A 21,737-nucleotide genomic window follows, 5' to 3' on the forward strand; every position below is an offset into this window, starting at 1 on the left:
ATTAAGGATATAGAGCTTTCCATGAAAAAATTTGCAATTGTTACTTTGCCACTGCTCTTGGCTGCATGTGTATCTGACGACTACGTTACAAATGTAACTTCAGATAGTTATCAAGAAGAGTACAAAACGGCAAAAGTTGAAGCTCCAGTTGTATCTCAATCTGAGCAAACAGGCGTTGTTGAAGAAAACGTTGTCAACGTGATCAGAACCGAACCTGTTGAGCAGAAAGTCACTCAAACAACTAAAGCTAAGCCGGTTGCAGTAGTGACAGGCCCAACGAAGAAACAACAAGATATGAACCAGCGCTTTGGTTACACGGTTCAAGTTGTTGCTGTTGGCAGCCAGAGTAAAGTCGATTCTTTCGTGAAAATGCTACCTACGACTTCTCAACCAGTTTGGGAAAACTACAAAATGGTTAACGGCACTAAGTGGTTCACAGTACTTTACGGTGATTACGCAACACGCTTAGAAGCTAAAAAAGCAATCTCAACGCTGCCAACCACTTTCCAAAACTTGAAGCCGTTTGTTAAGAGCATTGATGACATCAAGAACTCTGAATACCCAACGCTTAACAAGTTGAACTAAGTTTTAATTCAGAAAGAGGGAGCAAATGCTCCTTCTTTTGTTTTAAGACCAACAGTTTTGTTTAATAGTTAATCGCTCGATCTTTCGAACACAATTTTAACGTTCAAAACACTGTACCTATTTCGACTTTTGTTTATCATTGAAGTCAGTATTCCTAGTTTCAAGGACCGAATTTACCCATGAACACCATTAACATCCTTCTACTTTGTGGCGGTGGATCTTCAGAGCATGAAGTCTCTTTAGTTTCAGCCAATTACCTTTTTGAACAACTGAATAGCGTTGCAGATTTTAACGTTGTCAGAGTTGAAATTAAAAACGAAGGCTGGTGTCTTGATTCAGGTGAATTGGTTTATCTAGATATCAATAATCAAACCTTACGTGGCGACAACCTAGAGTCTAAAGTCGATTTCATTGTGCCTTGTATTCACGGCTTCCCGGGTGAAACAGGTGACATTCAATCATTGTTTGAAATGGCTAAGATTCCGTACTTAGGCTGTGGCTCTGAAGCGAGCAACAACAGCTTCAACAAAATCACGTCAAAGCTTTGGTACGACGCACTTGGCATCCCAAACACGCCGTATCTGTTTTTATCAGACAACAACGACCAAGCGCATTCACAAGCGACTCAAGCTTTTGAAAGTTGGGGCAAAGTGTTCGTGAAGGCGGCTCGTCAAGGTTCTTCTGTAGGCTGTTACCAAGTTAACCAAGTGGAAGACTTAAGCGAAGCGATCAATAAGGCGTTTACCTTCTCTGATCAAGTGCTGGTTGAGAAATCAGTTGTGCCTAGAGAGCTCGAAGTTGCCGCTTATGAAATCGATGGTGAGCTACACATCAGCAAACCGGGCGAGGTGATTGCACCTAATGGCGCATTTTACTCTTACGAAGAGAAATACAGCTCAGACAGCCACTCAATTACCGAAGTTGAAGCAAATAACTTAACAGACGAACAACTAGAGTTAATTGCAGACAGTGCTCGCAAAGTATTCACCCAAATGAAACTTCGTCACTTATCTCGTATCGATTTCTTCTTAACGCAAGACAACGAGATCTACCTGAATGAAGTCAACACCTTCCCAGGTATGACGCCAATTTCCATGTTCCCTAAAATGGTTGAACATGATGGCCACAAATTCAGCCAGTTCTTAGAAAACTGCGTGAGAACAAGCCTTTCTTAGGTTTCTAACTCGTTTTCGTTCACTTAGAGCTGAACCAACAAGTGCCTTGAGCTTTCGCCAAGGCGCTTTTTGTTTTTAACGCTAACCGTTTTTACAAATATCGTTTTAACCATAACTTATATCAAAATAGTAATATCCAAGTAATCTGCGACCCGTCATTGCCAAGGTATTAACGCCTTAAACTTCATCTTCTCACTATCAGCCGTTCCCGTGAAACCGACATATTGAGCTGGCATTGCCGGGCTAAGCCAACGACCAAAGTCCTGAATCTCTCTCACCTTAAGACCTTGTTTCGACAACTCTTGTGCAGCACCAACACGAATCGAATTTCCAGAGAAATGGTGATTTTCTGGCAGTTGAAGTAAGTCGCTAGCTCTTCTCAATATCCTATAGATGGACGAATCATCTAAAGGCTGCAAACCAATATTCTCATGCTTGTCTATCGCACGAAATACTGGCAAGTCATCTTGTATACCAGTAAACGAAAGCCAACGTTGAAGTGCAACACTGGCTATTTGTGACAACTGATAAGCCGAATCTTTGACTGTTACTTGGTAATGATCTTCAACGTACTCAACATCACTCATCGATAACAACTTAAGCTCTGAGCGCTTTAAAGCACACTCGAACATCACGTTATAAATAGCAATGTCTCTGATCTCTTTCAGGTTTGCTTTCTCATGGGAGAGTAACGTATTCAAATCAGTGAGATGCACAGATGTCATAGCATTGGTTTGTTTAGCGTCACCGGCCATTTGAGATTGTAAGTGGAGTAGGGTAAAGCGAACTTGCCTGTGCTTGATCGGGTTAGCAAAGCTCAACACAGTATGTAACATGCTAAGCGTTGCAGTGTAACGTTTTAGCGATGCGTATTTTCTATCGTTAGACTCCGTTTCAAGAAAACGACGAACAGCGGTTATAGATGCGGGAAGTGTGTTAATACGATGTTTGGTACAGAACGCATGATAGCGATTCCAATCACTGTAAATGCCCAACAGTGAATTGCGAGAGTATTGAAATCCTGTCAACTCATCTATAATTTCTATTGTCGCGTTGCTGTTTAATTTTTCAACAAATGAATTAATTATCACAGAGTCAGTTAAAATAGGGACTTTTTTTCTCAAATTACCATACCTCGACAGGTGTTTTTACCATATTATGCTTGATATCATTATTAGTATACTTATGATTAATGCAGTGAAAACAGAAAGATGATTAATAGATATGGCTAATTCAATTTACCGAAGCGTCCATCTTCAATCGATAGATGCTAACAACACAGTTTGGCGTGCTAAGTTAAAAAACAACGTTATTCAGGGCAACCTAGCTGCCGTGAAAAAGAGTATTGATTGGTGGATTGATACCGCATCTATTATTGATCCAAAAGAATTCATGTCATTAAATAAGTCGAGAGGAACTGGTGGCTCGACTGAAAACTTCAACGGCTACCAAATCAAGAATGATACCGGTGAGCCTAATGCGTGGTATTGCATGTTTAACGGTCGCTTAATCAAAGGCGGCAAGGTTGCAATCCAACGCCATATAGAAGCTTACTTACTCGCAAAACAAAAAGCAGAGCAACAAAAGAAGTAAATTATGAGCCTAGTATATTCAACAGAAACAGGTCGCATTAAGCCTGAAGAAGAGAAAGTCCAACGTCCTAAAGGCGATGGTATCGTTCGAATCCAAAAAGAAACCAAAGGCCGTAAAGGCAAAGGCGTTTCTGTCGTAACTGGCTTAGACCTAGATGACGCACCATTAAAACTAATGGCAGCAGAACTCAAGAAAGTTTGCGGCTGTGGTGGATCCGTAAAAGATGGCAACATCGAAATTCAAGGTGACGCGCGCGACAAGATCAAAGCGCACCTTGAAAAGAAAGGCTACAAAGTTAAATTTGCTGGCGGTTAATCTCTAACTAATACCAGGGTTAAAATCGAAGATTATTATCACTGGTTATTAGGTATTTTATGGTAAATAGCCAGTTTGGTTAAATACACAGTATAAATTAGAGAATATCGGCACAATACAAAGGCAGGGCATCACACAAAGATACCTGCCTTATAAATACCAAACACCATTTAACATAACGTACATAATACGCAGTTAATAATACGTGTAGTTAATTCTAAAGGTAGTATTCTCATCTTTTGTCCTTAAAATCCTTGTTCCAACTGACTCTCACGCTTCTTGCGCCGTTCAGAGTTTTCTTATCGCATTTGAAATCTAATAATTATATGTACGGCCAGCGTCTACACAATTCAATCTTCATTCAGAAAATCTAATTGACGCGAAACTTTGTCCGTCTGGTTTAACTTATATGCCACTTCTCTGTTTGCACTAACGGTTCGCTGCGCTGTGTGCAATTCTTGTAAGCATTGCTGTTGTTTCTATTCCAGATTTCACACACGCGACCAATGTTTCTTATCAACTGCACATGCTTAGCTCTCGTTTAAATCCATCAACTAATAAAGTTCGTGTGTCTTATGTAGACCCGCACACAGATTTTTCAAACCTTCTTAACGATTCTCTCTAGAGTTAGTACTTTGTGTTCAGTTTGCATAGATTCATTACACTTATTGCTAGTACACAACACCGATACTTGGGAGATCCATAATCACGGTTTGCCCTGAAATTACGTTCAATTGGACTTAGGTAGCTTTGGTAATAAACCTAAGAGTTACTTTAAACCCATTGCGCTTAGTTTTTCTTTACTTGTTTTCTCTAACTGATATGCCTGCTTTGAAGTCGCAATGGTGTTACCGCCTGAGATTAGAAAGCTTATAATGTTTATCGACACATGTAATCAATAAGTAAAGTGACACTGTAGCTAGCTGTACAGGTAAAGCTTGGTCCTATGGAAACACAAAATAAAGAACCAAAATAACAACTGTATATTTACACAGTTAAATTATTATCCCCTTAAAACGTTACCTTTCGTATAAATACCGAACAAAAACAACGCTATTTAGGCATATATCTGTCGCTGGGCGCGTATTTTTGCCTAGCAATCACGCTAGTGTCGTTGATCTCTTTTAATACGCTCATGGATAAGAACTACATCATCACACCTGACAGATAACCTACGCGCGTAAATACGGACAGAGACTACGATGGTGGCACCGTAGGCTCATTACATAAGTCAGAAGATGGAATTGAGTTACAGTGTGACTTTGAACAAACCTATAGCTTACCCTTCTGTGAAATTGAGTTCGTTATATCGACCCAAAATAAAGGGCTCGATCTCTCAACGTTCGATTCGGTCACCATCAATATAGAATATGAAGGTCAAGAGGAGCCAAGGTTTCGATTCTACATACGTAACCACGACGACAACTACAGCGCTCAAAGCGACCCTATTTCTAACAAGTTCTATCGCTTAGACTTATCATTCCCCAATAGAAAACACATCAATTTAGCATTCTCAAATTGATACGCGCCGCATTCCTTAATCGACTTCGACACAACACCTTACGCCTCGTAAGCTTTTTAAATACTTATTCTGTAAAGCACATATGTGGCAACGAAGCTTGCTCTAAGCGGTGGTAAGCCATTCGCGATATCGGTTTTGAACATTACCGCTGTGGATTGTCTCACTCTGTTCTTCGATGAAATCATCATTTGTCTGCTTCTGAACATTCATGGATTCTCATCCGTTCAAAATACAAGTCACGACGTCACTAGCCGTAAAAACACCATATATTTAGCCACTTAGGTGCGGTGACACAAATACTGACACCCAAAGTGGTGATTGTTTTACTTTCAGGTCTTGCTGTAATTTAATTACAACCCAAAGCCAAGTAAAGCCTGAAAAGTGGATCACTCCGACATAACTTTTTGAATAAAAAGTATTTAAGAGTTTTGGACAGGTCGGGATTTAGAGAAACTAAAGAGTAGGTATGTACGAGATAATATACTAGAGGGTAATATATTTAGTTATAGTGCACTATCGTATTAAAAAAGAAGGGCTGATGCCCTACTCTTCTTTATTACTCATTTCTTCACGGATTTGCTCAGCAACGATTTTGATAGCTTGTGCTGTGCTGATGCCTTGGGTCATCATTTCTTGAATTCGTTCAACAGCTTTCTGTTGTTCTTCGTGAGAAAGGGTTGGTAAGTCGTTTAGCATGCTCTGCTCCTTTATTTAGGAGCAGAACTATATAAGGACTGTTAGTAACTAGCAAGGAAATTGATGGATGCACCCATTGCATTTTCATTCGTGTAGTTAGCACTTAGATCTAGCTGAAACAAGTTCAATGGCGAGATACCAACACCAGCTGTCACTGTTCCTTCTGAATCAGAGTAAGCCAGGTTCTTGTAATACCCTCCCCTTAGCTTAAGCTGACGTAACAGGTCGACTTCAGTACCAACACGAATCATCTGTTCGTTGTCTTCGAACGAAGTAAACTTCTCTGCTTCATTCAAATCATAATCAACACTCAACGTAAAGTAATCAGAAACGATCCCCGCACCAACAGTGTAGACAGGCCCCAGGTTATAAGAATGACTCGATGTTACTGTTCTTGTAGCCCCTGTGCTGCTTGTTAGCAGTTGGCTAACGGATTTAGTTTCAATCTCACGGTCTATAATATTCGTTGCAGAAAAACCCACTCTAAATGGGCCGTAAAACCAAAGCGCACCTGCATCAATATTAAATGTAGTTTCCGCGGTGTCGTTTTCTCGAACATCACTTAGATCGTAGTTTTGTGCCGAGGCAATGTAGTTATACGTATAGATTCTTTGGAGTTTTGGAGAAATACCAAACGACAAATGTTGTCCCATGAACGTTTGATATTTTGCTAATGATATACCAGCTTCCATAATGCCAATAGAAACAGCTTTAACAGCAGTTAACTCAGCATTAACCAAGTCACTATTAGCAGCGTCACTAGATGTATCAGGGGTTACAAATGATTCAGTGTATGCTTTTGCAAATACGTTTGCTGCAATATACTGATTTGGTAGAGCGAATGCTACAACACCACCTAAATCAACATTCAGGCTATCACCATTAAGAGCATCTAGATCAGAACCAGTCACAGTACCTGACTCAATGCTGTCAACTAAATTATCGATATCATCAACTAAGTTATTAGGGTCATTATAATTACCGCCAAAACTTGGCGTGATCATTCCCATGTCATCATTACGACGATAAATCGCAACAAGTGCTGGGTTATAGAATGGAGCAGTTAGGAAGTTTGCTGAAACAACACCAACACCACCCATCGCATCACCACGCGCTTCAATGGCGTAGTTTGCTGCTGAAAGAGGAAGACTGGCGAATGCAATTGACGCTGCGAGTAGTTTTGTGGTTTTTTTCATGCCGTTTATCTTTGTTAGATCCCTTACATAGTTAACGGCACAATTTTAAATTACTTTAACTCTTCTTCGCTAGAAATATCATAAGTTTTGCTGATAGTTTGTGCTTGTTCTATCGCTATGTCGCCTTGCCAGCGTGAATGCACCATTGAAACCGCTAAAACATAGCGATCATTAGGAAGTTCTTCACCAGTAAGGTTCATTGGATAATCAGATTCGTAGCTCTTGCCCCAGACCTGTTCATAGTGTTCATCAACGTAATCGTACAAACCGATTTCGAGCTTAGGGAGCGGACAATAAGGATTGAGTAGTTCTTTTTTATCGATTCGCCACGTGTCTTTTGATGCCCAGCGAACTTGTTGACGCATGGCAACTTCACCCAAAACAACCCAAGTGCTCCAAGACTTTCCGCCATCACCTTTAACGCTTAAACGGTATAAACCGGATTCAAGTTGAGAGGCTAAATTGTAACGCTTGCGGTATAGACTCACCGATGCGTTGTTAACCACTTCACTGTCTTTGGTTAACTCACTGTCCGAAGAAACGATCTTATCGACCCACTTCTCGAAGGTAATGTCTTGAATGTTGTTTTCGGATTCAACATTAATCGATACACGAAAGGTATCTCGGCCAGGGCTTTGAATGATGTGTCTTTTAACGACGACTGAACTAATCCAATCTGGGAGTGTTTTTCTGGTGAGAGTTTTACCACAATCTTTGTTCAATGCTTGATCGAACAGTTCATTGAGGTGATCTTCTCGTGATTGAGACGAGTTGATTTGCCAAACTTCCACTAATGAGTCAAACATCTGAGGTAAATCATTATCTAGCAGATGTTTATGAACTTGAGTCAGAGCATCGCTGCTCTTAAACCAATCCGTTGCTTGCGCGGTATTCGCTACGCAAGAAAACATTAATAGTGGAAGTAAGGCTATTCTCATTACGCTTTCATCTTGTAACCAACGCCACGCAGCGTTTCAATTTCTAGACCCGGCAGTTTCTGTCTTAGTTGCAGAACGTGCGTGTCTACCGTACGTGTTGTTGGGAAATGGTTGTAACCCCATACATGGTCAAGCAGTTCATCACGTGTAAACACACGTCCAAGGTTACTTGCCAAGAACAGTAGAAGGTCAAATTCAGTGCGCGTTAACGTTACTTCCTGTTCATTGAAAAACACTTCACGTGTCGCTTTATCGATAACAAGATTCTGAGCGATAACTTTTGATGCATCTTGTTCTTCAGAATCTGGCAGGCGAAGTTGAGCACGAATTCGAGCAAATAGCTCAGCCTCTGCGAATGGCTTTGTTAAGTAGTCGTTTGCACCTGAATCTAGGCCCGCTACTTTGTCTTTTACTGTCACGAGAGCCGTCAGCAAAATAACTGGGATATCTTTCTTTTTCTTCCAACCTGGAAGTGAATCTACTGAGTCGCCATCAGGAAGTTGACGGTCTAGAATCACTAGATCCGCTTGTTCCCAGTAGCCTTCAACTTCAGAGATCAGTTCTGCATGCAAACATTCATATCCAGCTTGCTCAAGGCTAACTAATAAACCGTCAGCTAAATTTTTATCATCTTCAACGAGAAGCAATGTCTGTTTCACAAGGTATCTCCAAAATAAATGTTGTTGGGGGGCCGATAAGCGTCATGTGACCGCCCATTTTTCCAACCATAGATTCCACTATCGTCAGACCTAAACCGAGTCCACTCTTACTTACGAATGGCTTTCTTAGTTGCCCCCAATCTTTGCGAGACAAGTCTCCATTATCTATAACTTTGAATGTCAGCTTCTTGTCAGAAGTATTCAGTTCTAGAATTACTGGAGCCACACCGTATTTCACGGCATTTCTGATTAGGTTATCGATGCACGTTCCCAACCAATATACGTTCACTTTTGCAGCTATATCTTTGTTTACACGGAGTTCAATCCCCGGCGCAAAGTCTTCTTCAACTTTGTATTGGAGCCACTCTTCAACACTTGGCACCCACTCTGTTGCGAGCGGTTGATTATCTGATTGCAGGTAATCTTTACTTGCTTCCGCCAACTGTCTTAAACGGCGTGTATCTTCACACAGCCTACGGAACTCATCATATACCGATTCTGGTAAGTGTTCGAACTCACGCCTGAACCCTTCCACCGTCAATGACAAACTCGCAATCGGCGTTCTTAATTCGTGCGTTAGGATTTGAAGAACCAGCATGCGACTCTTCATCTCTTGTTTCTTGCTGTTCCAGCGGTAAATCGCCCAACCTAAGACAAGCATGATGTTGGCAATAACCAAGATAAACATGGCGACTTGCAGAAGCTCTGAATGATCTTCTATTTCCCAACACACATTACCACGCTGGACAAAACAGCTTTTACCTTCTGAAGACAAGCTAAACGATAACCCAGCAAGCGTGGCATTTTCGTTCCAGACTGATTTTTTATACAGGTAATATCTGTAGCCGCGTTTTACCCACATCTCATCAAGCTCAACAAACATACTCGCACCCGCTAACAGCGCGGTGATTGCTTCGCTATCCATTTGTTGCAAGCGAGACAGTAGTTCATCGTGTTCGGTGTTTGGTCGCTCTTGAATATGCATAAAGCGCTTCAGAGAGTCGAATTTTTCTGGGTACTTCTCAACGTATCGTGCCGCATAAGAACCGCCGCCAGGGTGAATCAAACCACTACGGCTAAACCAACGGTCAGAAAGCTTGGTGCCTTTACACATTGCACGAGTAAAAACTAAAGGCTCAGTAATCAAAGGGCTTAACGGCAGTTTACCACTACAGGTTTTTGATAACTGGTACAAGCGCTGAATGTCTTTTAACGGGTACTCTGCTGTTTGTGGCAGCATAGAAGACGGCATGATCAAACGTGTTGGATAATCAGCCTGTAGCACTCGAATATCGTAAGATTCGATTGCCGTTTCATGATCAAAGAGTTTGGTGAAATTATCGATACGCTCAGGTAAAGAGTCAGCAAATGCGTTTGCAGACACAGACAACGTAGCGATAAGAAGAGTAAATGTTCTTTTGATGATCACAAACCAACGCAAATTCATATAGATCAACCAAATATATACCATTCGCTATCAAAGATAAATTTTTAACCGCATGAAAAACATTGAGAATGGCGAGCTACAGAGTTAAAGGCCAATATATTACGGCCACATTGTACATACGTACTAGTAGGCTGATTGGCAAGCCAAACCTCAATTGCGACAAGTTTTGCATCAGGCTTCGTCAACTTCGTATCAACTGAGATCACACATAGAGTCGCTTTCGTAAGATAAAAAAAGGAGCTCAAATGAGCTCCTTATCGAGTTGTTACATATTGTTTAGAGGTGATCTCTATAGATGTTCTAAGATACTTAGACAACTCTTTTTAGCGTCGCCAAACAGCATCTGCGTGTTCTCTTTGAAGAACAGTGGGTTTTGCACACCGGCGTAACCTGTGTTCATCGAACGCTTGAATACGATAACATTCTGAGCGTTCCAAACTTCAAGTACTGGCATACCAGCAATTGGGCTGTTTGGATCTTCAAGTGCTGCAGGGTTTACGGTGTCATTCGCACCAATTACCAATACAGTATCTGTCTCATCGAAGTCATCGTTGATTTCGTCCATTTCTAGAACGATATCGTAAGGCACTTTCGCTTCAGCAAGCAGTACGTTCATGTGACCCGGTAACCTACCAGCAACTGGGTGGATACCAAATCGAACATTAATGCCCTGCGCTCGTAGCTTCTCAGTGATTTCATGCACTGGGTATTGTGCTTGAGCTACTGCCATGCCGTATCCAGGAGTGATGATTACTGACTTAGAGTTTTTCAGCATATCAGCCACATCTTCAGCTGATGTTTCGCGGTGTTCACCTTGCTCTTCATCGCCATCAGACACAACCACTTCTTGGCCGAATCCACCAGCAATAACGCTGATGAAAGAGCGGTTCATCGCCTTACACATAATGTAAGACAGGATCGCACCCGACGAACCAACCAATGCACCAGTTACGATAAGCAGATCGTTTGCAAGCATGAAACCTGCCGCTGCTGCTGCCCAACCAGAGTACGAGTTCAGCATAGAGACAACTACTGGCATATCTGCACCGCCAATCGATGCCACTAGGTGGTAACCGAATGCGAATGCGATAAGTGTCATCACCATTAGTGCGAACATGCTGCCGTCTGCTTTAACGAACATGATCATCAGCAGTGTAGAAACTACGATAGCCGCTAGATTCCACTTGTGCTTATGAGGGATGTTCAATGCAGACGAAGAGATAACGCCACGAAGCTTACCAAACGCAACAATAGAACCCGTGAACGTCACCGCACCGATAAACACGCCAAGGAACACTTCCACTAGATGGATAACGTGCTCTGCATGAATATCTGCAGGGTTGATAGAAACAGCAGCAGGTGGATCGATGTAGCTGTTGTAACCTACAAGTACTGCAGCCATACCTACGAAGCTGTGCAGAATTGCAACCAGCTCTGGCATTTCAGTCATTTCTACTTTTCTTGCGTAGTGGATACCAATACCACCACCGATCACCATAGCAATGATGATCCACACAATACCAGCAGAGTGAGGGCCAAAGATCGTTGCGATCAACGCGATTGCCATACCCGTGATACCGTAATAGTTACCTGCACGCGCAGATTCCTGTTTCGATAACCCAGCCAAGCTCATAATAAAAAATACAGCAGCAACAATATAAGCTGCTTGTACTAATCCTTCAGACATCTGTTACTCCTTAGTCTTTACGGAACATTTCAAGCATACGTTTGGTCACGGTAAAGCCACCAAAGATATTGATACTTGCAATTAATACGGCAATAAATGATAAGAACGTGACGACGCCACTTCCTTGTCCGATCTGTAACAGTGCACCTACTACAATGATGCCTGAAATCGCGTTAGTCACGGACATCAAAGGCGTATGCAGAGAATGGCTTACATTCCAAACTACGTAATAACCCACCACACAAGCGAGAACAAAAACGGTAAAGTGAGATAAGAACGCAGCTGGAGCTACCGAAGCTACCCAAGCGAATGCACCAACAGCTACCGCCATACCCGCCGCTTTCTTAATCGGAGAAACAGGTTCTTCAACTTTAGGCTCTGGTTTGGCCGCTTTTGGCTTAGTTTGTTGTGGTTGAGCTGAAACTTGAATTGGTGGAGCTGGCCAAGTGACCTCGCCCTCTTTAACGACAGTAACACCACGCAGAACAACATCTTCAAAGTCGATATTGATGTTGCCATCTTTCTCTTTGCAAAGCAGTTTCAAAAGGTTAACTAGGTTCGTTGCATACAGTTGAGATGATTGAGTCGGCAGTCGACCAACCATATCAGTGTAACCAACCACCTTCACGCCATTAGCCGTTGTAATGACTTGATCCGCAACCGTGTATTCACAGTTACCGCCATTGGCCGCCGCAAGGTCTACAATCACACTACCTGCACTCATGCTGTCTACCATCTCTTTGGTAATCAGCTTCGGAGCCGGGCGACCTGGAATCAGCGCCGTAGTAATGATGATATCAACGTCTTTTGCTTGAGCTGCATAAAGCTCTTCCGCTTTCTTATTGAATGCTTCAGACATCTCTTTTGCGTAGCCGTCACCAGCACTGGTGTCTTCCTTGAAATCCACTTCCAAGAATTCAGCGCCCATCGACTCAACTTGTTCTTTAACTTCAGGACGAACATCGAATGAACGAACGATCGCACCTAAGCTACCCGCAGCGCCGATTGCCGCTAGTCCAGCAACACCAGCACCTGCAACCAGTACTTTTGCTGGTGGAACTTTACCCGCAGCCGTAATCTGGCCCGTGAAGAATCGACCAAACTCATGCGCCGCTTCAACAACAGCACGATAACCCGCGATGTTTGCCATAGAACTCAATGCATCTAACGCCTGAGCTCTTGAAATTCGTGGTACAGAATCCATCGCCATCACGTTGATGTTACGACTGGACAATTGTTCCATTAACTCTGGATTTTGAGCAGGCCAAATAAAGCTGACCAATGTTGCGCCATCTTTAAGAAGATCGATTTCATTTTTAGACTCGTCAACGATCGGAGCGTTAACTTTAAAGATAATATCGGATTTCCAAGCTTCATCTGCGGTGACAACTTTTGCTCCAGCTTGTTCATAAGCTGCATCTTCAAAACTTGCTAACGCACCTGCTTGTGATTCAACACAAACTTCAAATCCTAATTTTAGAAGCTGTTCTACCGATTTCGGCGAAGCAGCGACTCGCGTTTCACCTGCGAGCGTTTCTCTTGGTACACCAATTTGCATAGCTATTCCTTGACTATTGGCACGAATGACTTATTCGTTTGTATCTAACGACAACTAATACTTCAAGCGTTTTGTTCAAAGAACAGGAAAAGTTATTACTTATAACGATTTGGATGGAATTTGAGCGCTTCATTCGGATAAATGACGACCGTCTCGAACCAAGAGGTCAAACCACTTGCAAATAATCCTTTTAATAACAACTCACTAGCTGTTCTTTATCCCTAAAACTAAAAAGAGCTTTCAGCATATACACTGAAAGCTCTCTAAATTATGACCAACATCAATTCTAACCCTAATTGGTTAGCTAAATATATTGTCGCCCATTTGGTCGATGAACATCTGCGATTTTTTGAGCATCAATTCATCGGCATCTTGTTTGTTTGAAACAACATCTGAACGAATAAAACGGTGAGTTTTGATTTCACCATCGAATTCTTTCTCGATTCGCCCAGCAACACGGTATTGACCAGATTCTGCAATGGCATCTTGATAGATATTGAAACCCTTATATTCGACTGGCTCAATCTCTACTTTTTGTTCGGTTTTTTCTTTGCCACCAAATAATCTAGAAAAGAATCCCACGTTTTTTTACTCCTTAAATGACCGTATTCACCCTAAACTATCATGACTGTTTACGGTTCAACAACGGCTTTTCATACCATTGCAATTCTACGTCATCGTCAAAATTGTGTTGACTAAATATAACAGGCACATTGTCGTCACGTTCACGTCTTCGATCGTCAATAATCATACTTTCTGCATTTTTGACCGCGATCTCACTATTGCGTTTATAGAGCACCAATTTGTCTTCTGGCAATGCTGACAGAAAATCGATATCAAAACGAATATAGATAGGTTTTAGCTGGCCCAAAGCCAAGCACGCGAGATCGGCCAACTGTTCGTTGGTATAACTAGACACATATTCCTCGGTAGCCAATACATGACCGACCAGAGTTTCCATATAGTTATGTACATCAACACTAATTTGCATACCACACCTCCATTTGTAGCGGTTTTTCTAGTCGCAGTCGTTTCTAAAGTCACTTGAAACCATGCAATTCCTAGTAGCTTTCTATAACTCAGTTATAGGTTTTACTGTCCATAGTTGAAACTTAGGCATTATTTAATCTTACTCTGACTTCATTACAGATCTTCGTCGCTTAATGAAAAGGTCACTCAATGATAACTGATCATCAAGCCCTTTAAGTGACAGCGCCAACGTAAGAGCAGCAGAGCAGATTTTGTTAAGTATCTATAACGACTAATTAATTTCTCATATATACTGTGTAGTTCGTTCTAAGGTTAATAGCAACTCAAAATACATATAAAAATGATTGCACCAATAGCGACCTATGACTATGTTTTTGCTCTAATTTACGCAAAAAGCTTGGCAATCGCTTGTTTAACCGTATCCTACGCAAAGTATTAAATAATAAGATCATCAATATAGTTAGGCTCACCACATAAATGGCATCATCTTTTGTAACGTCGAGCATGTTTCGATTTTGCTTCCCTTTAGTCCTGTTAACAATTTTGCTCGTTGGTATGGACAACGTCATTCTCGTGACGGACTCAAATTTAGGGTTTGCTAGCAACCTCCCTTACATTTTATTGAGCGTTGCGGTTCTGCTATGCCATACGTTCAGACAAGGTCGAATGGCGATGGTATCGGTGACCATGCTTGTCGCTTATCTGATCATCCAAGTTCGCTTACAAACGCCTCTCAATACTGGCACAACGCTATTAGAGCTCTCGTTACTTGCGGCATTAGTACCTGTCACTTGCTTACTTGTTTATGCCTTCCCTGATAACGGCGTAAACTCAAAGTCGATGCTGCTCTACGCCATCGTTCTTGTTCTGTTTATGGTGTGGGCACAATTGATCGTCTCTCACTTCCATGCCGGCGGTTTTGAATCATGGAGTGATGATCTTCTATTTATTGTCAGAGACTTCTCCAAACTGCCTTTTGTTTTAGTGCTGTATAGCCTTTGCTTGCTTGGCCTTACTGCCATTCTCGTGTTGGTGTATAACCGCTCTATCGATGTTGTGGTTTATAGCGCTATCCTGCTTTCTTCTTGTACGTTCATCTTCTTCGATATTCAGTACATCTCGAGCACCATGTTCTCGCTGTCAGGCACACTGATCATCGTCTATGTGATGTCTGCTAGTCATGATATGGCCTTTAACGACCAACTGACTAACATTCCCGGTCGACACGCCTTAGAAGTCGATATGAAGCACTTGGGGCGTAAGTATTCGATGGCGATGGTCGATATTGATCACTTTAAACAATTCAACGATACCTACGGACATGACATTGGCGACGATGTGTTAAAACTGGTGGCACGCATTCTGAGGGAAACCACAGGCGGTGCTAAAGCTTATCGCTATGGTGGAGAAGAGTTCACGATTATCTTCAAAGGAAAACATTCGGAACAAGTTAAAGAGCACCTTCAAGCTCTGATTTCCGAGGTTCAAAACTACGACATGACGATTCGTAATAGTCATGAACGCCCCGACGATCATGAAGTGGGTATGAAAAAGCGTGGCAAGAAAGGCAAACCATCGGAAGTGGTGAATGTGACGGTGAGTATTGGATTGTCTGATAGTACAACCACCAGACATCCTGAAGAGGTGTTGAAGCTTGCTGACCAAGCGCTGTATAAAGCGAAAGAAACCGGTCGAAACAAACTGTCTATTGACCGTTAACAATAGTTGATAGCGAAAGATATTGAGTGCTAGAGATCTAAATAGCTTAAGCCATTAATAGCGATCTGCTTCAATAACTATCACTTCCAAGTTCAACGAGCCTCATTGATTTGAGGCCGTATGGGCTTAACTGGAAAAAAGAGCTTAATCTTGGTTGAAGAATATAACCAAGCTGCCACCTTTTAAGCTACTTCCGTAGTTAATCGTAAAACCTATTCCCACGTTATCGACCCACTCATTAAACAGGTTTGGGTTAAGCAACCAACCAACACTGCCCTCGTAGTAAGATGTGGTGCCCATAGATGCCACGGTGTCACCACCAATATCAATTCGTCTTATACTCGAGTACATCGAAGTGATGTTCTTATCCCAACGCACGAGATCATAGAAAACCTTGGCTTCATTGGCGATATACCACCCTTCAGGATGACCGACATTGCCATTATTCGCCTCGCCCCAGCCGATGCCATTAAAGTAATGCCAACTGGTGCTCAATTTATACTTTCCCCAGTCATTCTTATCTTCGTACATCAGCTTGATTTTAGGCTCGATGATGTAAGCCCAAGCATCAGTATTGAGATATACGCCATCCAGTTGGTCTTGAATAGGCTTTAGCAACGAAGCGCGATATTCATAATCATTGCGGTAGTAAGAGATGTGGTTACCGATTGCAGAGCTGAAGCTCCAATATTCGTCTAGCTGGGACACATTCGCGAATTCGACGTAGCCAGACACTACCGACTCTTTTTGAAAATCGTTTCTGTTTGCTGCCGCGTACTCGACATCGTTCTCGATTCGCAATGCAGACAAGCGTAGCGTCACCTCTTGATGGTTGTCTTCGATGTAACTTGGTAATTCAAATGTGTAAGGCAAACTCAGGGAGGTGATGTTTTGGCGACGACTTACCGAATCATTCGAACCGATGTCTTCATTGTCCAAACTAAACACTTTATTGGGGTCAAAGTTATTGATACCAAAAGTGAAAACATCGGTGTCGTTGAGCAATACACTGGTGGCAAAGCTCTGCTCTAGATCCTTTCGAAAAAGATCAGATAGCGTATTGGCATTAACAGTGGTCGCCAAAGCGGTAAAAAATAGAGGAACCGCAAGCGTCCAAGATGTGTTAGTCATAGAAAATGACTTCGAATGTGGCATTTCTTTTATCACTTAAAGCACTTCCTAGCTCAAACGCTATTAGAAGTATAAATTCAAATATCTAAAAGAGCTCGCCAACTAACGCGCAAGCTCCAAAATGTTACGTTGTACAAAGGTATTTCTACCACTTTGCTTCGCTTGATAAAGCGCTTGATCGACCTTTTCGTAAATTGACGCAATAGATTCGCCACCTTCTGGCACAAATGACAACACACCTTGTGACGCTGTCACTCTATCCGATACCGTTGAGTGTTCATGAGCGTAGTTCATCTCATGCAATGCCTCTTTAACTCGAGTCGCGTGTACCTTAGCGCCTTCACTGTCTGTATCGCTAAGAATCAGAACAAACTCTTCACCGCCATAACGACCTACAAATTCTCCCGCACGAACAAACAGCTGTTTCAAGGTATTAGCAAGCCCTTGTAAGCACTTATCCCCTTGAATATGACCATAATTATCGTTGTAAGGCTTAAAGAAGTCTACATCTAGAAGTATGACTGTCATGGATATATTACGTCTTCCGTGCCACGCTATGCTCTCTTCAAGCTTAGTATCCATATATCGACGGTTATACAATTTGGTCAGGCCATCTTCGTTGGCTTGTTGCTGCAGAAGGATGTTCAGTTCTTCGAGTTTGGCTGTGCTCTGTTTTAGCTCTCGTCTCATGTGCGCGATACGTTGCATCGCAATCAGCTTAGAATTCAAAACAACCTTGTTTACTGGCTTGATCAGGTAATCATCGCCACCAGCGTCAATCGCTTTTGCGATCATCTCAGGTTCTTCGTGACCACTAAGAAAGATGATGGGAACCCATTCTGGGAATCGGCTTCGAACCTCATTCGCCACTTCAAAACCATCCATATCAGGCATGCTGATATCAAGTAACACGAGTTCAGGATCAAAATCAGAATAAACACTCAGGGCTTCTTTTCCGCTACCGACAGCTTCTACAATATGACCCAGTTGCTTGAGTCGGATAGCAAGTTGCATCCTGTCTAGTTGAACGTCATCAACCAGCAATATGCGCATTGAAGATCCCTTTTCTATCATCACATCACCTTTATCTAGTGTTGAATATTCAAAGTAGCTCAAATTTGGGCTTAAATCATGCCCTAATCTCTATATTATATTGACTTTTTTACAGATCTTTTTAGCATTGTTTCTTTTTAAAGAGAAATACTATGTCAGACGCTACAAACAACGAACAACAAGAAATCGATTTAACCACCATCTCACCAGAACTTCGTCAAGTTATCGAATTTGATGGCGTACCAAAAGAGATGCACTTTATGGTTACTTCTATTCACGAAGTGTCTGAAGAAGCAGTACGCGAAGCTTGGGATAGTCTTCCAGCAAGCGCACAAAATGTTTTAGACAACTTCGAGCAGTTCCACGCTCTAATCTCAGTTAGCCAAGCTTTCGCTGGTGTTAACGTGATGGAAGAGTTCCCTACTCTTAAACTTCCAGAAGACATGTCTGACGAAGAAAAAGAAGAGTACCGTGCTCAACTGCTAGACCAAGTTCTACACAACTGTGTAAAAGACATGGTTAAACAAATCAAGAAAGCTCGTCGTGATGCAATCTTGAAGCGTGATTTCAAAGAAGTTTTTACTAAGTAAGTCGCTAGTCGCCTAAACTAGGCTAAGCGCTAACAGTACTACTTAGAATTAAGCTGCATGTTTCTTTAAACACGCGGCTTTTTTATATCCGCTATTTTCTGTTCGTCGATCGTTACGTCTGTATGTTCTTGTTGCTAATGTTCATATGATTCGACAAATCATATGCTTTAACATTCATATAGTGTGGCGCAAAACTGGCAGTTATACCGTATAAAAATGACGCATGTATCCATTCATGGAATCAAGATCGAATTTTCAGAACCTATAACAGGCAGTATCGCGACAATATCGAAAAACTGACCTTGTCAGGTTTAATGCGTTACCGCGATATCTCTTTGAGCGACACTCACACCTTTAATTTGAGCGTAAACACGCTGCCCGATTTCTAGATTTAACTCATCCAGCGCCCACAATGTAATGGTTGCCCATAGGTAGCACCCAGACTCTAACTCTAGCTCGACCGCGACACTCTGCTTATTTGTGCCTTGTTGGTGCGTCTCTACGCTTTTAATGGTGACAGGAAGGATGTTACGTATAGAAGTCCCTTTCGGCCGTTCTAGCGTGATAGAGACATCATTTGCCCTAACTTGCAGCCTCACTGTCGTACCAAGCTCACTCGATACTTTCTGAACCCATAACGACGTCGACTTTCCTAGCATCAGGCGAGACAGCGCATAATCGTCATTGTGTTCCGCTAATGTCGCTTCAAACAACGAGCTTTGCTCTGAGAAAGATTGCCAAGGTTGCATGGCTCTCGATGCCCACACCTCTTCCGTCACACCCGACGAAATCACTTTGCCTTGGTCAATAATCACAAGGTGATTTGCCAAGCGTAAAATTTCATTGAGGCTATGAGTGACATAGATGATCGGTATTTGGACGGTTTCGGATAAGTTTTCCAGAAATGGCATCACTTCGCGCTTACGAGGCAAGTCGAGAGACGCTAAAGGCTCATCCATCAACAAAATGCTCGGCTTTGATAACAAAGCGCGGCCAATCGCCACACGTTGCTTCTCACCGCCAGACAAACGAGCTGGGTATCGGTCAAGCAATGAACCCAAAGACAACAGCGAGACTATTTGCTCAAAGTGCGCTTGATCGACGCTTTTCATACCGTATTTAAGGTTCGCTGCCACCTTCATATGTGGAAACAATCGCGACTCTTGGAACACATAACCGACGTTGCGTTTGTGAGTCGGCAAATTAATGCCATTTTCACTATCGAACAGTGTGGTTCCAGATACGCTGATCAGACCTTTATCGGGCTGTTTAAGGCCACTGATTGCATTGATAAGTGAGGTTTTACCCGCGCCAGAACGACCAAAAATTGCCGTAATGCCGCTACTTGGTAATTCCAAGTCGATATCAAAGAACGTTTCACCAAGTTGTTGTTGATATTGGAGGATCAAAGCACTCATGCATTGCCTCCCAAGCGTTGTGCTGACTTTTTGTTGAGCCACTCAGATAGCATCAATGAACCCAGCGCTATCACAATAGAAATGACACACAAACGCGCGGCTTCCATTTCAGCGCCAGGGGTTTCAATAAAGGTATACATAGCCAAAGGAATGGTTTGAGTTTCACCGGGAATATTTGAAACGAAGCTGATGGTCGCGCCAAACTCCCCTAGGCTTCTTGCGAATGAAAGCATGGTGCCGGTAATGACCCCTGGGATCATCAAGGGTAAAGTGATCGTGAAAAACACACGAAGAGGTGAAGCGCCTAATGTAGCAGCCGCCTCTTCAAGCTTACTGTCTACGGTTTCTAGGCTCAATCTAATAGAGCGAACCATCAGCGGCAACGCCACAACCACACAAGCGAGTGCCGCGCCCTTCCAGCTAAAGCTGAATACAATACCAAACACGTCATTGAGCCACGAACCTATGATACCTTGCCTGCCCATCATCACTAGCAGTAAATAGCCAATAACCACAGGTGGAAGTACCAAAGGTAAATGGACAATACTCTCAACAATGCTCTTACCTACAAATTGTTTCTTAGCAAGTAGCCATGCTAAGCCAATACCGATAGGGATAAGCCATAAGATTGCAAACCCAGCGACTTTTAAGCTCAGCATTAAGGCTTGGTATTCGTATTCCGATAAATACATCATTTAACGCACTTCAAATCCAAAACTGTTCAAGGTGTCTTTCGCTTTTTCGCTCTTTAGGAAAGTATAGAACTCTTCTGCCACAACTTTATCACTCAACTTCGCTACAGGGTAACGTATTGGTGTGTGCAGATCTGATGGGAAGGTCGACACTAGGTTTACTTCTTTAGAAAGCAACGCATCCGTTTTGTAGACAATGCCAAGCTTAGCTTCACTGCGCTCGACTAAGGCTAAGGCCATACGAACATTGTTACTTGGTGCCAATCGAGTTTTCACATCGTCCCATACACCTAACGTTTCTAACGCTTCTTTTGCATAGATACCAGCAGGAACCGACATGGTGTTACCCACTGCAAGCCTTTCATTAGTAAGCAGTTTAGCCCATTGTTCACCTTTTGATAGGTCTAACGTTACCGATGTCTCTTTAGGAGCAATCAGCACCAGTTCGTTTTCACATAGGTTTGTGACATTGTCACTATAAACCAATTTACGATCGACTAAATGCGTCATCCATTTCTCATTTGCCGAGATAAAAATGTCTGCTGGTGCTCCTCTTTCGATTTGTCGCACCAAAGACGATGTACTCGCGTACACAGGAATCACATCGACAGAATGGTCTTTCTCAAACTCTTCAACCAACAGATTAACCGCATTGGTCATCGACGATGCAGCGTAAACTCGTAGCTTTTCCGCAGCAAAAAGATGACTAGAACTCAATGCCGAAGTTAAAGCCATGGTTAAAAGGAAGACTCGCTTTTTCATTGTTATCACTT

The 21,737-nt window shown here is 42.4% G+C and carries 21 protein-coding genes and 1 pseudogene; 7 read left to right on the forward strand and 15 right to left on the reverse strand.

Annotated elements, in window-relative coordinates; translation table 11 throughout:
• Positions 1-21: 21 nt before the first annotated feature.
• Together AB6F11_RS04530 and AB6F11_RS04535 are read left to right on the forward strand one after the other, a co-directional pair.
• Positions 22-585, forward strand: a complete 564-nt coding sequence (locus tag AB6F11_RS04530; protein WP_004730988.1) for an SPOR domain-containing protein — start codon at positions 22-24, stop codon at positions 583-585.
• A gap of 179 nt (positions 586-764) precedes the next feature.
• The gene (locus tag AB6F11_RS04535) at positions 765-1,760 is read left to right on the forward strand and encodes a D-alanine--D-alanine ligase (protein ID WP_104216043.1); all 996 of its coding nucleotides are present in this window, start codon (positions 765-767) and stop codon (positions 1,758-1,760) included.
• A 155-nt stretch (positions 1,761-1,915) separates the two neighbouring features.
• Here the strand turns inward: AB6F11_RS04535 and AB6F11_RS04540 are convergent, their stop codons facing one another.
• Positions 1,916-2,884: a tyrosine-type recombinase/integrase gene (locus tag AB6F11_RS04540; RefSeq protein WP_017060094.1), complete on the reverse strand. Its 969-nt coding sequence runs from the start codon at positions 2,882-2,884 to the stop codon at positions 1,916-1,918.
• A gap of 100 nt (positions 2,885-2,984) precedes the next feature.
• Here AB6F11_RS04540 and AB6F11_RS04545 point away from each other — a divergent pair, with 100 nt between their 5' ends.
• From AB6F11_RS04545 to AB6F11_RS04555, 3 genes and pseudogenes are all read left to right on the forward strand, one after another.
• Positions 2,985-3,353 carry a DUF3319 domain-containing protein gene (locus tag AB6F11_RS04545; protein ID WP_017060095.1) on the forward strand — a complete coding sequence of 123 codons (369 nt, stop codon included), beginning with the start codon at positions 2,985-2,987 and terminating at the stop codon, positions 3,351-3,353.
• A 3-nt stretch (positions 3,354-3,356) separates the two neighbouring features.
• Positions 3,357-3,668: a stress response translation initiation inhibitor YciH gene (yciH, locus tag AB6F11_RS04550; RefSeq protein WP_008221404.1), complete on the forward strand. Its 312-nt coding sequence runs from the start codon at positions 3,357-3,359 to the stop codon at positions 3,666-3,668.
• A 1,030-nt stretch (positions 3,669-4,698) separates the two neighbouring features.
• A pseudogene (locus tag AB6F11_RS04555) lies at positions 4,699-5,187 on the forward strand (GGDEF domain-containing protein); the annotation flags it as partial.
• Positions 5,188-5,733: 546 nt separating this feature from the next.
• On the opposite strand, the gene AB6F11_RS04560 reads toward AB6F11_RS04555, so the two are convergent.
• The 9 genes from AB6F11_RS04560 to AB6F11_RS04600 all read right to left on the reverse strand — a co-directional run bounded on the left by AB6F11_RS04560 (position 5,734) and on the right by AB6F11_RS04600 (position 14,362).
• On the reverse strand, positions 5,734-5,886 hold the full coding sequence (locus AB6F11_RS04560; RefSeq protein WP_004731009.1) for a YoaH family protein: 153 nt from the start codon (positions 5,884-5,886) through the stop codon (positions 5,734-5,736).
• 41 nt (positions 5,887-5,927) lie between these two features.
• On the reverse strand, positions 5,928-7,082 hold the full coding sequence (locus AB6F11_RS04565; protein WP_104216042.1) for a conjugal transfer protein TraF: 1,155 nt from the start codon (positions 7,080-7,082) through the stop codon (positions 5,928-5,930).
• Between the two features lie 50 nt (positions 7,083-7,132).
• Positions 7,133-8,020: a DUF2861 family protein gene (locus tag AB6F11_RS04570; RefSeq protein ID WP_029235234.1), complete on the reverse strand. Its 888-nt coding sequence runs from the start codon at positions 8,018-8,020 to the stop codon at positions 7,133-7,135.
• The gene (vxrB, locus tag AB6F11_RS04575) at positions 8,020-8,679 is read right to left on the reverse strand and encodes a response regulator transcription factor VxrB (RefSeq protein WP_017060099.1); all 660 of its coding nucleotides are present in this window, start codon (positions 8,677-8,679) and stop codon (positions 8,020-8,022) included. The genes AB6F11_RS04570 and vxrB overlap by 1 nt, the downstream gene beginning before the upstream one ends.
• On the reverse strand, positions 8,654-10,126 hold the full coding sequence (vxrA, locus tag AB6F11_RS04580) for a sensor histidine kinase VxrA (RefSeq protein ID WP_102428373.1): 1,473 nt from the start codon (positions 10,124-10,126) through the stop codon (positions 8,654-8,656). Before vxrA ends, vxrB begins: the two co-directional genes overlap by 26 nt.
• Positions 10,127-10,415: 289 nt before the next feature.
• Complete coding sequence (gene pntB / locus AB6F11_RS04585) at positions 10,416-11,813, reverse strand: Re/Si-specific NAD(P)(+) transhydrogenase subunit beta (protein WP_017064580.1); 1,398 nt, start codon at positions 11,811-11,813, stop codon at positions 10,416-10,418.
• A gap of 10 nt (positions 11,814-11,823) precedes the next feature.
• Positions 11,824-13,371, reverse strand: coding sequence for a Re/Si-specific NAD(P)(+) transhydrogenase subunit alpha (gene pntA / locus AB6F11_RS04590; RefSeq protein ID WP_017060103.1), 1,548 nt, complete (start codon positions 13,369-13,371; stop codon positions 11,824-11,826).
• 300 nt (positions 13,372-13,671) lie between these two features.
• Positions 13,672-13,953 carry an HlyU family transcriptional regulator gene (locus tag AB6F11_RS04595; RefSeq protein ID WP_004731023.1) on the reverse strand — a complete coding sequence of 94 codons (282 nt, stop codon included), beginning with the start codon at positions 13,951-13,953 and terminating at the stop codon, positions 13,672-13,674.
• Positions 13,954-13,993: 40 nt separating this feature from the next.
• Positions 13,994-14,362 carry a late competence development ComFB family protein gene (locus tag AB6F11_RS04600; RefSeq protein WP_017060104.1) on the reverse strand — a complete coding sequence of 123 codons (369 nt, stop codon included), beginning with the start codon at positions 14,360-14,362 and terminating at the stop codon, positions 13,994-13,996.
• 476 nt (positions 14,363-14,838) lie between these two features.
• On the opposite strand from AB6F11_RS04600, the gene AB6F11_RS04605 reads away from it, so the two are divergent.
• Entirely contained in the window at positions 14,839-16,080 is a 1,242-nt protein-coding gene (locus tag AB6F11_RS04605) for a GGDEF domain-containing protein (RefSeq protein ID WP_104216041.1), read from the forward strand.
• A 144-nt stretch (positions 16,081-16,224) separates the two neighbouring features.
• Here the strand turns inward: AB6F11_RS04605 and AB6F11_RS04610 are convergent, their stop codons facing one another.
• Both AB6F11_RS04610 and AB6F11_RS04615 read right to left on the reverse strand, forming a co-directional pair.
• Positions 16,225-17,235, reverse strand: a complete 1,011-nt coding sequence (locus AB6F11_RS04610; protein WP_029235232.1) for a Solitary outer membrane autotransporter beta-barrel domain — start codon at positions 17,233-17,235, stop codon at positions 16,225-16,227.
• A 78-nt stretch (positions 17,236-17,313) separates the two neighbouring features.
• Entirely contained in the window at positions 17,314-18,285 is a 972-nt protein-coding gene (locus AB6F11_RS04615) for a diguanylate cyclase (protein WP_170791831.1), read from the reverse strand.
• A gap of 131 nt (positions 18,286-18,416) precedes the next feature.
• On the opposite strand from AB6F11_RS04615, the gene AB6F11_RS04620 reads away from it, so the two are divergent.
• The gene (locus tag AB6F11_RS04620; protein WP_017060108.1) at positions 18,417-18,854 is read left to right on the forward strand and encodes a DUF3069 domain-containing protein; all 438 of its coding nucleotides are present in this window, start codon (positions 18,417-18,419) and stop codon (positions 18,852-18,854) included.
• Between the two features lie 311 nt (positions 18,855-19,165).
• Here AB6F11_RS04620 and modC read toward each other — a convergent pair whose 3' ends face one another.
• From modC to modA, 3 genes are read right to left on the reverse strand one after another with little or no spacing between them, the layout of a single operon-like run.
• Positions 19,166-20,272: a molybdenum ABC transporter ATP-binding protein ModC gene (gene modC, locus AB6F11_RS04625; protein WP_017067812.1), complete on the reverse strand. Its 1,107-nt coding sequence runs from the start codon at positions 20,270-20,272 to the stop codon at positions 19,166-19,168.
• Positions 20,269-20,967 (reverse strand): molybdate ABC transporter permease subunit, encoded by a 699-nt coding sequence (gene modB, locus AB6F11_RS04630; RefSeq protein ID WP_017060110.1) that lies wholly within the window; start codon positions 20,965-20,967, stop codon positions 20,269-20,271. The genes modC and modB overlap by 4 nt, the downstream gene beginning before the upstream one ends.
• Positions 20,968-21,726, reverse strand: coding sequence for a molybdate ABC transporter substrate-binding protein (gene modA / locus AB6F11_RS04635; RefSeq protein ID WP_017060111.1), 759 nt, complete (start codon positions 21,724-21,726; stop codon positions 20,968-20,970).
• Positions 21,727-21,737 lie beyond the last annotated feature (11 nt).

The organism is Vibrio sp. 10N.247.311.14, assembly GCF_041467715.1.
GTDB lineage: Bacteria > Pseudomonadota > Gammaproteobacteria > Enterobacterales > Vibrionaceae > Vibrio > Vibrio crassostreae_C.